At 32.2% G+C, this 13,395-nt stretch carries 10 protein-coding genes and 1 pseudogene; 7 read left to right on the top strand and 4 right to left on the bottom strand.

What is annotated here, in order from left to right; genetic code table 11:
* Positions 1 to 149: 149 nt before the first annotated feature.
* Positions 150 to 311, top strand: coding sequence for a hypothetical protein (locus MKY70_RS17640; protein ID WP_162181135.1), 162 nt, complete (start codon positions 150 to 152; stop codon positions 309 to 311).
* Positions 312 to 479: 168 nt separating this feature from the next.
* On the opposite strand, the gene MKY70_RS17635 is transcribed toward MKY70_RS17640, so the two are convergent.
* Positions 480 to 1,736 (bottom strand): ATP-binding protein, encoded by a 1,257-nt coding sequence (locus MKY70_RS17635; RefSeq protein ID WP_088031855.1) that lies wholly within the window; start codon positions 1,734 to 1,736, stop codon positions 480 to 482.
* Between the two features lie 1,011 nt (positions 1,737 to 2,747).
* Here MKY70_RS17635 and MKY70_RS17630 point away from each other — a divergent pair.
* A complete protein-coding gene (locus tag MKY70_RS17630) occupies positions 2,748 to 6,029 on the top strand; it encodes a VaFE repeat-containing surface-anchored protein (protein WP_088031854.1) in 3,282 nt (1,093 codons plus the stop codon).
* A gap of 513 nt (positions 6,030 to 6,542) precedes the next feature.
* On the opposite strand, the gene MKY70_RS17625 is transcribed toward MKY70_RS17630, so the two are convergent.
* The gene (locus tag MKY70_RS17625) at positions 6,543 to 6,797 is read right to left on the bottom strand and encodes a SunI/YnzG family protein (protein ID WP_002035246.1); all 255 of its coding nucleotides are present in this window, start codon (positions 6,795 to 6,797) and stop codon (positions 6,543 to 6,545) included.
* Between the two features lie 244 nt (positions 6,798 to 7,041).
* Here MKY70_RS17625 and MKY70_RS17620 point away from each other — a divergent pair, with 244 nt between their 5' ends.
* Positions 7,042 to 7,785, top strand: coding sequence for a M15 family metallopeptidase (locus MKY70_RS17620; protein WP_341026404.1), 744 nt, complete (start codon positions 7,042 to 7,044; stop codon positions 7,783 to 7,785).
* Positions 7,786 to 9,064: 1,279 nt separating this feature from the next.
* Positions 9,065 to 9,434: pseudogene (locus MKY70_RS17615) on the top strand (hypothetical protein).
* A gap of 68 nt (positions 9,435 to 9,502) precedes the next feature.
* On the opposite strand, the gene MKY70_RS17610 reads toward MKY70_RS17615, so the two are convergent.
* Positions 9,503 to 9,709, bottom strand: coding sequence for a hypothetical protein (locus MKY70_RS17610; protein ID WP_000834521.1), 207 nt, complete (start codon positions 9,707 to 9,709; stop codon positions 9,503 to 9,505).
* A gap of 517 nt (positions 9,710 to 10,226) precedes the next feature.
* Between MKY70_RS17610 and sigI the strand changes: the two genes are divergently transcribed.
* The 3 genes from sigI to MKY70_RS17595 all read left to right on the top strand — a co-directional run bounded on the left by sigI (position 10,227) and on the right by MKY70_RS17595 (position 12,764).
* Entirely contained in the window at positions 10,227 to 10,949 is a 723-nt protein-coding gene (sigI, locus tag MKY70_RS17605) for an RNA polymerase sigma factor SigI (protein ID WP_002128341.1), read from the top strand.
* Entirely contained in the window at positions 10,942 to 12,336 is a 1,395-nt protein-coding gene (locus MKY70_RS17600; protein WP_341025391.1) for an anti-sigma factor domain-containing protein, read from the top strand. Before sigI ends, MKY70_RS17600 begins: the two co-directional genes overlap by 8 nt.
* 161 nt (positions 12,337 to 12,497) lie before the next feature.
* Positions 12,498 to 12,764 carry an ArsR/SmtB family transcription factor gene (locus tag MKY70_RS17595; RefSeq protein WP_000661861.1) on the top strand — a complete coding sequence of 89 codons (267 nt, stop codon included), beginning with the start codon at positions 12,498 to 12,500 and terminating at the stop codon, positions 12,762 to 12,764.
* Between the two features lie 247 nt (positions 12,765 to 13,011).
* On the opposite strand, the gene MKY70_RS17590 is transcribed toward MKY70_RS17595, so the two are convergent.
* On the bottom strand, positions 13,012 to 13,335 hold the full coding sequence (locus tag MKY70_RS17590) for a winged helix-turn-helix transcriptional regulator (RefSeq protein ID WP_002033301.1): 324 nt from the start codon (positions 13,333 to 13,335) through the stop codon (positions 13,012 to 13,014).
* Between the last annotated feature and the right edge of the window lie 60 nt (positions 13,336 to 13,395).

Raw genomic sequence — 13,395 nt, 5'->3', positions numbered from 1 at the left:
TGTACCCTAAAAACGTTTTTCCTAAAAGTAGTAAGATTTTGCAAAACGTTTCTGTGCCTAATTAGATGAAAATAATATGATAAATTGTTTAAAAGAGATAAAAATAAGTTGCTTTTATGGAGAAATATACATCCCATACTATTAGAGTTATGTCAAATTGTAGTTTGCAAATTACATTTCAAAGTATAAAAGGGGCATTTATTGCAGCTCGAATATCTATTACTGATTTATTGCATAAAAAAGTAGCTGCACAAAAGTACAGCTACTTTTTTCTTGAAAACATTATTATGCAAATAGCATACTTAACGTAAACTTGCGCTTAACGGTACTTGTGAATAAATTGTGAAATTGCTACTCTATGTTTCTAACTAACATTTTTGCACCAGAACCATATAAAAAGAGGACGAATAGTTACGTCTTCTTTTTATATGGTTATATTAGTTACAAAATAATATCATTTAAATAAATCTTCTATTATATTAGCAGGGGATAGTGATAGAAAAGTGTGTTCCTTTTCCTAGTTCACTTTCTATCTCTATATCTCCGTTTAATTCTTTAATAATACTGTACGCAATCATAGTACCAAGGCCAGTACCTTTTTCTGTTGTTGAATAAAATGGCAAGGCAATACGTTTTATTTGTTGGGAAGACATTCCTATTCCTGTATCAATAATATCAATTACAATATTATCTTTTATTTTTTGTATATTTATTTGTAATACGCCACCATTTTTCATAGCCTCAATTCCATTTTGTATGATGTTGGTTAGACATATTTTTAATTTTTCAGTATTAGCATTTATGTAAAGGGAATCTGTTGTAATATGCTGTTTTATTTCAACATTATATGAAAGAGCGAGTGGTGAAATATTATCTTTCACTTGATTTAATATGTAATTAATATCTAGTTCCTCTTTTATAATGTTTTGTGGTTTGGTTAAAGATAAATAGTTATTAATAGTAGATTGTATTTGCTGCATTTCAAGTAACATAATTTCTAAGTACTTATCTTGAGACATCTTAGCACTCTCATCTTCATTTAGTAATTGAGTGAATCCACGTACCGTGGTCAGTGGATTATGAATTTCATGCGCGATCGATGCAGCTAGTTCGCTAGCTATATAAAATTTTTCTGCTCTTTGCATTCTTTCTTTTATTTTATATTTCTCGATCATTCCTTCTATTAAATAAACTGATAATAATACTGTGAAAATATTTATGATTATATAATTGAATAAAAATTCAATGAGAGTAGAGTCAATTTTACCACCTGTATTTATTTGCGTTACAATACCGCAGATAGAAAGGGAAGTTGTACATATCAAAATAAGTAGAATACTTAATAATATCTTCTTTTCCTTGAAATAAGTAGGTGACAAGTAACGAAACATGATTGTAATAACAGAAATAATAGTAAAGATAATAAATGATGGGAAGACTCCGCTTCCACCTAAGTAAAATCTATAAGAAAGATATAAAACTCCAATACAAATAATGCTCTTTGTATTTCCATATAGAAAAACTAATATAATGGGAATAAAACGTAAATCATAAATGAACCCAGCGTGTAAATGAAAAGGAAAAGTCATACAAAAAATAATTGTAATGGAGGAAAGTACAGAAATTAATATATTATTACATGCCATTTTTTCTTTATGTTCTAGCCAAAATACTTGGTAACTAAGGATACAAATAATAATAATAAATGTATTTAATAATAGTGTAGGAATTCCCATAGTTTATACCTCTCTGAGAGTTTGTAAGTAGGATTATGTATGTGTTTAATCTAGGTGTTTGATTTTATTAGATTTTCTATCTTTAAAAAAGAAAAGGAAGGGCACTTGAAAAAGTGCTTTTTTACTATTTATATTAAAATCGATGAGGAAGATAGAAATAAAAAGTTACTTTTACTTATGAACAAAAAAATTGAAAGTAGCCCTTGTATAGGTAAAAGATGAAGAAAATTACTGAAATAGTTACGTTTCTCTGGAGTGAATATTCCGAAAAAACATTGTGTATGGCGAAATCCATTTTATAACCTTCGCCATATTAACATGTAACTTATTAAATTACAAAGAAAAAATTAAAAATTATTATTTTTTTGTAATTTTAATTTATTTAAAAACGTAAAAGTATTCAAGAGGTTACCATTGAGATGCTAGTCTACTTAGACCAATATTCGAACTTCATAATAACGTTGTTACTTTTTTACTAATTTTAGTGTAATTAATTGAAAGTTCAGATGATTATCCACGTACCCCTTTTTTTATATCATTTTATATTAAATACAATGATATTTATTGTCACATAATAATGCAAATTTCCAGTAAACTAATAGAAAAAATCCTATAAAAACATAATTTACCATCTTTTATATAAACATTGCAGGTGTAAATGCAATAAAATTTCATTATTAATACATATATTCAATCTGAAAATATCTGTTTACATATTAAAATATCTTTGTAGTGGTCCTTCATGCCAAGAATCGTTTCCGTACTCCAACTACCGTTATTCTAGTATTTTACCAAGTTTCTTATTTTGTTAAGGTATCCTAATATTGTTACTTTTGTGAAATGGAATGTTTTGATATTATAATTTATAGTGGTTGTTGAGAAAATAAATAATTTGTAAAAATAATATAATATTTGTAACTTTATGTCTTATAATATGAAATATCTTCGTTGTGATTATTTTAAATATTTGAATAATACATCGGGTTCATTTTATCTAGGGAGGTTTTAAAATTGGGGAGAAGAGTTGTTAAAAGAGTTTTTGCATTATTATCAGTACTAGCATTATTCTTTAATGTGTTTCTACCGAAGGCAAATGCGGAGGTTATGACGCATGAAAAGTATTCAATGAACTGGAGTTATAGCAACAGTTTAGGTAAGTACATTCGAACTGAAATTATTAAAAATTCAAGCGGTCAAATTGCTTATTGTTTAACTCTTGGCTTAAAATCACCAAATGGTGAAGATCTTCCTGAAATGGGGAAAACAGATAATGTAGTATATAGGGTTCTATTAAATGGTTTCCCACAAAAAAGTATAGAACAACTGGGAGTAGCTAATAAGAATGAAGCACATTATGCAACTCAGCTTGCGGTTTGGAATGCATTAGGTCAACTTGATGTAAATGAATTAAAGCATGAAAATAAAAATGTTGAAAAAGCGGCTAAGACAATTATTAATGCTGCAAATACAAGTGAAGATACTCAAGATATTTTTATGAATGTGATTCCTGCTGAAAAGCAAAAGGCAGAATTAAAGGGTGAGTTTTTTGAAACAAACCTATACACAGTACAAACAAATGCTAAGAGTGGTTCTTATAAAGTAGTAGCGAAAAATGCACCTAATGGAGTTAAAATTGTTAGTGAAAATGGAGAAGTGAAAGATCAGCTTTCACTTGGGGAAAAATTCCGTATCCAAATTCCTAAAGATACAAAAACAGGTGAATTTAATCTAAGTGTTGCTGCAAATTTAACTAAAGTTCAAGCAATTGCTTATCGCGGTACTGATACTGTTCAGAATGCTACAGTGCTACTAGAAAGAAATGAGGAAAAGCTTAGTAGTGACCTTGCAGTAAATTGGGAAGCTGCTGGTTCTTTAAAAATTAAAAAGGTTGGGGAAAATGGAGAAATATTAGCTGGTGCAGTATTTGAAGTCTTTAATGCAAATAATGAATCAGTTGGAAAAATCACGACGGGTGCTGATGGTACTGCAGAATTAAATAACCTACCAATTGGTACCTACACAGTAAAAGAAATTAAAGCACCAACAGGTTATGTTTCAGGTGATAAACCACAAACTATTGAAGTTAAGACAGGGGAAATAGGAGCTGTTCAAGTAGTAAACAACAAAGTAAAAGGTAACATCGAAATAAAAAAACTTAGTGATTCAGGTAAGATGTTGCCTAATGTTGAATTCACGGTCTTTACTGAAGATGGAAAAGAAGTGAAAAAAGTAGTAACAAAAGAAAATGGAATTGCAAATGTTGATGGTCTTACGTATGGTAAATATTATTTCTTAGAGACAAAAACACCTAATGGATATATTGGAAATAAAACAAAGTATCCTTTTGAAATTAAAGAGCACAATAAAACACTTACTTTTACAGTGGAAAATACAGAAGTGAAAGGTAGTGTGAAATTACTAAAAGTAGATAATGAAGATATCAGTAAAAAATTAGAAGGTGCAGTATTCGAGTTAAAAGATGCAAGCGGGAAAGTAATTGGGGAATATAAGACAGATAAAAATGGTGAAGTTAACGTCAAAGATTTAGCGTATGGTAAATATTCATTTGTAGAAAAGGCTTCTCCAAATGGTTACGTTCTTATTACAGAACCAATTGTGTTCGAAATAAAGGAACACGGAAAAATTATTGAGTTATTAGCAGTTAATCATCTTATCAAAGGTGATCTAGAAATTACAAAAGTTGATGTAGCTGATGGAAACAATAAGCTTCCGAATGCAGAGTTTGCTATTTATAATGAAGCAGGAAAAGAAGTAGTTAAAGGGAAAACAGACGATAAAGGTATCGCGAAGTTTGAAAAGTTACCATTTGGAAAATACACATATAAAGAAACTGTTGCACCAAAAGGTTATGTATTGAATGAAGAAATATTCTCTTTTGAGATCAAAGAGAATGGTCAAATCATTAAACATATTGTCAAAGATGAAAAGATTCCATCAGTAAAAACAACAGCTACTGATAAAACCGATGGTACAAAAGAAATGCACACTTCTAAGTCTGTAACAATCCAAGATAAAGTGGAATACAAAGACCTACAAGTAGGTAAAGAGTACACTTTAAAAGGTAAATTAATGGATAAAGAGACTAATAAACCATTAGTTGTAAATGGTAAAGAAGTAACTGCTGAAACTAAGTTTACACCAAAAGAAGCAAATGGTTCTATTACACTAGATTTCACTTTTGATGCAACTGGTTTAGAAGAAAAAGAAGTAGTAGTATTCGAAGAGTTACTGAAAGACGGAAAAGTTGTTACTACACATGCTGATATCAATGATAAAGGTCAAACAGTTAAGTTCGTTAAGCCATCAGTAAAAACAACTGCTACAAACAAAGCTGATGATGGAAAAGAGATTCATTCAAAGGATTCTATCACTATTCAAGATAAAGTAGAGTATACTAACTTAGTTGTTGGTAAAGAGTACACTGTAAAAGGTAAATTAATGAACAAAGCTATTAACAAACCATTATTAATTGATGGTAAAGAAATAACAGCAGAGACTAAGTTCATTGCAAAAGAAAAGAATGGTTTTGTAACATTAGACTTTACTTTCGTTGGTGCTGAACAGCAAGGAAGAGAAGTAGTTGTGTTTGAAGACTTATTGCATGAAGGTCAAGTAATTGCAACTCACACTGACATTAACGATGTAGGTCAAACAGTTCGATTTGTAGAGCCTTCTATTAAAACGACAGCTACAAACAAAGCTGATGGTTCTAAAGAGTTAGACGCTTCTAAATCTGTAACAATCCAAGATAAAGTGGAATACAAAGACTTAATCGTGGATAAAGAGTACGTTGTAAAAGGCAAACTAATGGATAAAGCAACAAAAAAACCATTATTAGTTGATGATAAAGAAGTAACAGTAGAATCTAAGTTTACTGCAAAAGAAAAAAATGGTTCTATCACACTCGATTTCACATTTAATGCATCTGCATTACAAGGTAAAGAAGTGGTAGTGTTTGAAGAATTGTATCAAGATAATGTCTTGGTTGCTATTCACGTTGACATCGAAGATAAGGGTCAAACGGTGAAATTTAAAGAAGTAAAACCGGAACAACCAAAACCAGAACAGCCGAATCAAGATAAAAATACTCCAACATCAGAGCAACCTAAAGAGCAAGTAAAAGAGCAACCACAATCTAAGAAAGAAATTCAATCTAAAATTGGATGGTTACCGCAAACAGGTGCTGACCTTACAAGTTGGATCTCTATGGCTGCAGGCGCATTACTGTTAATTGTTGGTGGAGTTATTTTCTTAAAACGTAAAAATGCATAAAAATTAAAAAATAAGCACATCTGTTTTTTTACAAGATGTGCTTATTTTTATGTTAATAATTTAGTCCTATTTACAGTATTTTAATCTATTTGATTATTTTTGAGTTGTTGTAATAATTCCCTGTTTTCTTTTCCTTAGCTTCCAAAGTGTCAGCTTCTAAATTCACTGTGAGACAAAATCCCTTAGCTATTTCAAAAGGTCTCATAGAGAACTGGGGGATATAATGCTCTTTTTTTACAAACTGTGTTTTTTCTGCCGTGATAAAGCAACAAATCCTTTCCTGCTATCATTATAGAGATAATTTTATCAAAAAAAGAGAGCGTTATCTCTTCAATTTAGATAAATGGGACACAAAGTAGTATGGTGTGACAGAAGTGGCTTTGGCCTTACTGAAATGTTAAAGGGAATTTTCATTCATATAGATTGTTTTAAAAAAGGTGCGAAGTCAATTCTATGACTTTGCACCTTTTTATTTCACTTGAACTTTGTTTAAGCGCGTTTATCTACTCATTGTTACGCGTGAATTGCGTTTAAAATCGACACTTTATTCGTAGTAAATAATACATAATTTTGTTTTACAGTTCTAATTAATATACGATCAGTTGTCCCATATGCTGTTCCGATACGGATTGCACTTGGTTCTTCAACACCCGCATAGGTAGCATCTTCGGTAACCTCAATCACATCACGTAATGGAATCGTGACCTCCGCAAATTGCCATGAAATAATTAACTCTTCTTTTGTTTTTTTGACATCAATACCTAGCATTATACCAAGACCTTTCTATAATAGAATGCTACACTTCTTATCTTATTATACAAATTTTTAGATTATTTTTCTACATGTATGAATAGAGCTGATATTTTAAGGGTGCCAAAAGAAAGGGAAGATATACTATCAATCTATTAAGGAATACGTTATGAAGAAAAGTTCACAGGGAATTAATATGGATTTGATATGGTTGAAGTATGATGAATGAGTAACAGTAGGAGTTGCAGGAAGGAAATGAATGATGAGACTTAAATTAGTAGGAACCTTAACTTGTATAGTAGTAATGTTAGGTATCTTTATCATTTACACCAATATATCTATTGGTAAAGAACCATATAAGACAAACCATGAAACTAGTGAAAACTCCATAAATAAAAAAAAAAATAGTAAGCAAAATGGGACCTCAAATAAGATAGCAAGTTCCTTTGCTAGTATACAGGCTGTAGTAAATAAGGAATATGGTTTACCCGAAGACTATATGCCAGAGGATTTAGTTGTACCAAATGTACCGTTCTCATTTAGTGGAACGGTAGAAAAGAGTCATCTTCGTAAAGAAGCAGCGGAAGCGTTAGAAAAACTATTCCTTTTAGCTAAGCAAGATGGGATCCAGTTGAATGCTGTTTCAGGATTTCGTTCCTATGAGTATCAAAAAGGTCTGTATGCCAACAATGTTAAAAAGAAAGGGCAAGAGCATACGGATCGCTTCTCTGCAAAGCCAGGGCATAGCGAACATCAAACAGGGTTAACGATGGATGTTTCTTCTAAAAGTGCGAACAATGAACTAGAGCTATCCTTTGCGAATACGAAGGAAGGAAAATGGCTGAAAGAAAACGCGCATCGTGCAGGGTTTATCATTCGTTATCCTAAGGGGAAGGAAAGTATTACGGGTTATGCATATGAACCTTGGCATATTCGCTATGTAGGAGATATTGCTGAAAATATATATAAGGAAAAACTGACTTTAGAAGAATATATGAATCTGTGAAAATAGAATTGAAGAGTTAAACTGTATTCATTGTTTATGAATGCTACTTTTTCTATTAAAAAGCCTAATTTCTCAATGTTTTGTAGAGAAATTAGGTTTTTTCATCACTTCATTAGAGTTTTTTAGGCTTCGTTCGTTGGTATACTTCACACAATATTATAAAGGAAATAGAACTTACTGAAGATAACATATGAATGTTTTATAAATGTATCAAAAAAGTGAACAAAATCGTTATTTTGCACAACAAGGTAGTCAGCGTAATGAAATAACTGCTTGTAAAAAAAGAAGCCCTATAGGAAATATTACAGGGCTTCACCAAGTTGAGTTATGTCGTATTCACAAGGGATTTTAACATGATATTTGTGTTGAATAAACTGGTAAATGTGTCCAAGTGATTTGGAGCTATTTTATAAAAAAAGAGAAGCGCTTAATCAGGACGCTCCTCTTAATGCCAATACACAATAACTATCCCATTATACTGTATAAGCGTAAAATATTTAACAATTATCTTCATGGTAAATATTTCATTTTGTCTTAGTACCTTTAAATCACGAAAAAAGGTTCCGCTGTTTCCAACAGAACCTTTCCTAAAATGGCAAAGAGTAACTCTTACCTTACTCTTTGTTTATATACTACAGGAGTTTTAATGAAAATCCAAGGCTCCTTATATTGAGAAATAAAGAAGAATCATTCTAAAGAATCTTATCTTTTTTCATAAATAAAAGAGCAGCTAGCAAAAACTAACTGCTCAATACAAGGAGATACAGAGAAAACTAAATGGATTTTGGCATACAGCCTATCAACATTATGGACATAATGTTGATTTTTATTCGAAGGAATTCATGTTTTAAAAATCAGATTATGATAGTCGATATTCTCCATATTGACCAGAAAAGAACCAAGAATTCTAGTGAAATTCCAAGTGTTCTTTTCCTAGTTTTTTGAAATTCTTTTACTAAATAGCCAATAGCGCTAATTGCTAGAAGAATGAAAAGAATAAGTTCTAGTGTAACTGGCATTTGATCTACTCCTAATCTATTATTTTAATTTATTATATAACGATTATAAGATATTTTTTTGTGGTTAGTGGTGAGAAATTAAACAAAACCATCTCTTTACGAAAAAAGGTCCTGTTGTCTCCAACAGAACCTTTCCTAAAATGGCAAAGAGTAACTCTTACCTTACTCTTTGTTCATATACTACAGGAGTTTTAATGAAAATCCAAGGCTCCTTATATTGAGAAATAAAGAAGAATCATTTAAATTGTTTTTGAGTAGAAATGAAAATAGGGGTTTGCCTTAAACATTTATTATTAATCAAGAATATGAGTATAGAAACAGGCTTAAATTTTGTAATGGTGGAGGGGATTGTTGTGGACATAACTCAAAGTGTGGTAAGAATAGTGGTTAATGGGAAAGACCTTCCGTTCACTTCAGTTCAAACCTCTGCATGGAATCATGGACCTGTAAATGATTTAATCGTTTCGACGAATCAGAGAGTGAATGAGCTTTATCAATTCATGTGGTCACAAGTACCAGTTACGATCTCGGTGTATTTTCTTCAAGGGGCGGACTTAATGAGATTCGCTAGGATCGCTGGAATTAATGAACGTGTAATGGGAGAATATATATCATTTCATTTGGGGATAAGAAGAATTCAAAGTAGCTTAACAGCTGCTTTTTTATTTTGCATAGAAAAAGGAACCATAATAGGCTCCTTAATTTGATTCAGAAGTTGTGTAGTTTTTCTTGATGATATCTTTTATGTTAATAATTAAGGATATAAGGAATCCAGCAGCTAGGATACCGTTTACCCAGTAATATGTATTCCCGGATGTAAATTTATTATAAAAGGAATCGATATTATAATACACTAAGCCTGCTGAAATGACGGTAGAGATTACTAACGTACCAAAACTTTTCATGACGTCGCCCTCCGATTCTGAAATTTTAGGCTTTTAATACAATTGTACATTTAAATAAAAAGGTTTACAAAGGAATTACCATAAGGAGGAGTTATAACGAGTTTCTTCCAATTGATGGTTTTTATTTTTGAAAAAATAACTATTTTATAAAAAAAAATTTTTTGACCCCCATAAAATTATTTGTCCCTTCGAATATATATAAGTAGAAGAAAACAAATGAAAGAAAAAGCTAAAATTACCAAAAATATAGCGAAGAGTTATTCAAAGATTGCAGCTAAAATAGAAAAGAGCAAGAAGAACAAGTGGTATTGCAAAAGAAAACAAGAAAGTAATACAAAATACAGACTTCACTTTAGTACAAGTGGAAAAAATAGTCATATAAAAAGTCGGCCTCGAAAAATATGAGCACCAGCAAGAAGACAAGCCCAAAGAAAAGTACTAAGAAAATGTGGTTAAATGGTCACTTGTTTAGTGGTCATTTTGCTATTTGAAGCAGAAGGAGGCAGGGAGATTACTAGTGTTGAGTTTAGTAATGAAAATCTTAAAAAAAACGAAAATAGAAGATATCGTATTTAACATACAAAACAACGGAGGAGATAAGGAAGCTTTTATCGTACAGTATCAGCCGTTTATTAGAAAATCAATCTCGTCTGTCTGCCGCAGGTACATTACAGAACAGGATGATGAATATAGTATTGGATTGTTTGCGTTTAACGAAGCAATTGAACAGTATTCATATAAAAAAGGAAAATCTTTTCTAGCGTTTGCTGATCTTCTTATAAAAAGAGATGTAATTGACTATATACGCAAGGAGTCTAAGCATAATCTTGTCTTTTTAAAAGAAGATAAGCAAGAGGAAATATTAGAAATACAAGTATCGCTTACGGAGTATATGAAAGAGATGGAAAATAGTAACCGTAAGGAGGAAATTCTTCATTTTCAAAGTGTGCTAGCTGAGTTTAAAATCACATTTTCAGAGCTTGCTAAGGAATCCCCTAAGCATCGTGATACGCGTGAGCACTTAATAGAAATTGTAAAGATTATTATAAAAGACGAGAAAATGATGGAAGAGCTGTTCCGAAAGAAAAAGTTACCCCTTAAACATATTGAACCACGTGTTAGGGTAAGTCGTAAAACGTTGGAGCGACATCGAAAATACATTATTGCGATGTGTATTATCTTTGCAAACAACTATACATATATTCTGGATTATATAAGAGGGGAGAAGCATGATGAATAAAGGAATTGTGATGGATATAAAGAAACATAACGTAGTTGTTTTAACTCCAAATGGAGAGTTTATTACGTTTAAAAGAAAAGTACACTCTTACATGATTGGAGAGGAAATCTCGTTTAACGAACAAGAGCAAAGAGCACCGCGTTTTTCAATGCCACCTTTCTTAAAGCCTACAACAGTAATTGTTGCTGGTTTTCTATGCGTATTGCTGTTCTTCTACAATCAACCAGAAGAAAAAGTGTTTGCTTATGTCTCAGTTGATATAAATCCAAGTTTAGAGGCGAGCGTAACGGAAGATCTTCGTGTTATAGATTTGCGGGCTTGTAATGATGACGGAAGGCGTATTTTAAAAGAAATGAAAGGGTGGGAAAATAAGCATCTGCAAGATGTGATACGCACTATTATAAAGCAGAGTCAAGAGGATAAGTACTTAACGAATGATAAGCAAGTTATGCTAACAGCTGTTGCAAAGGACAAGTCGCTAGAACCTCAGTTGGAAAAGGCTATGCAAGAATTAAAGAAAGAGTATGAGATAAAACATATTACAGTTGAATATCAAAGCAGTACGATGCAAATGCGGGAGGATGCCAAGAAAGCAGGGGTTGGAACGGGCGTTTATATAGAACAAGAGAATGAGAAGCAAAAATCGCTTACTCCACCTGCACCTCCGTCTAATCAAGAACAACAAAAGTCATCTTCTGATGCATCATCGGACGCATCTCCTGTAAAAGAAGAAAGCAACGAGAAGAAAGAGCATATAGAACAAAAGCAATCTAATGAACAACAACCGAAGCAAATAAAAGAAAATAATGGGAATCAGCAGGAGAACAACGGAAGAGGGTCACAAGGAAATAATGGAAATGGTCAAGGAAACAACGGAAGAGGATCACAAGGAAATAATGGAAATGGTCAAGGAAACAACGGAAGAGAGTCACAAGGAAATAATGGAAATGGTCAAGGAAACAACGGAAGAGGGTCCCAAGGGAATAATGGAAACCAGCAAGGGAACAATGGAAGAGAATCGCAAGGGAATAATGGGCATCAGCAAGAGAATAACGGAAGAGAATCGCAAGGGAATAATGGGCATCAGCAAGAGAATAACGGAAGAGAATCGCAAGGGAATAATGGAAATGGGCAAGGGAACAACGGAAGAGAATCGCAAGGGAATAATGGGAATGGGCAAGGGAACAACGGAAGAGAATCGCAAGGGAATAATGGGAATGGGCAAGGGAATAACGGAAGAGAATCGCAAGGGAATAATGGGAATGGGCAAGGGAACAAAGGAAGAGAATCACAAGGAAATAATGGGAATCAGCAAGAGAACAACGGTAGAGGGTCCCAAGGGAATAATGGACATCAGCAAGAGAACAATGGCAGAGGGTCTCAGTAAGGAAAGCTCCTACCATATAATATTTAGTGAAAGAAAAATCTATAGAATATTGAACGGAGGGGAGATTCCTTCCATCTGAAGATATTTTTTAACATTTTTTTAAAATGACGGACATAAAATCGTATATCCTTTCGAATTATATATAAAAGGGGAGAAAAAATATGAAAGAAATGTATGAAGAAATCACTGAAGTATTGAAGGTATTAGCACATCCTGTCCGTTTATCATTAGTAAAAATAATGCTTGCAAAAGGTCCTATTAACGTAACGACAATGTATGAAACATTACAAATGCCTCAAAGTACAATTAGTCAACATTTATCTAAACTAAAAGCTACAAAGGTCGTTACAGGTACTCGGAAAGGGTTAGAAATTTATTATGAAGTAACAGATAATCGTACAAAAGCGATATTATTAAGCTTGGCTTAAAGGGTAACTGTTTAGATTTCAAAATTAAGTAAGCAATTCAGCGACTATAATTTTCTTATTAACATTAGTCGTATGTGTTGTTGTTTTTAATTTGTTTAATACATTTCTTTATTAGGGTCTTGCCGTATCACTATCAAGCTAAAGTTTAAATGGATTATAAAAATGAAGGTTTTCTTATTAGGGTCTTTTTGTTAGCTTGATAGTGATGTGCCATTCCCACTAGTATGTAAAGAATTTGGTAGTTTTTTTAGTCATGTAATCTTTTGATCTGATGGTCTTTTCCCCATTCAAATAGTTCATCCATAATTTGCATTAAAGATTTTCCATGTTCGCTTATTGTGTACTCAACCTTTGGTGGTACTTCTTGATATACAGTACGATGGATAATCCCATCAGCCTCAAGTTGCCGAAGTTGCTGTGTGAGAACTTTTTGTGTAATGTTTGGAATTTCTCGTTTTATTTCATTTGTTCGCATTTTTCCATCCGCCAAAACACATAAAATATGAATTTTCCATTTTCCACCGATCACGTCGAGTGTCGTTGCGATTGGGCAATTATCATTTTGATTCATATAACACCTCCAAAGGTACTTTAAGGTTCCTATAGCACTTTAAAGTACGTACTTTTCAAT

Origin of the sequence: Bacillus sp. FSL R9-9492, assembly GCF_038007365.1 — a bacterium.
GTDB lineage: Bacteria > Bacillota > Bacilli > Bacillales > Bacillaceae_G > Bacillus_A > Bacillus_A mycoides.
This window is presented reverse-complemented; position numbering and strand designations above follow the sequence as displayed.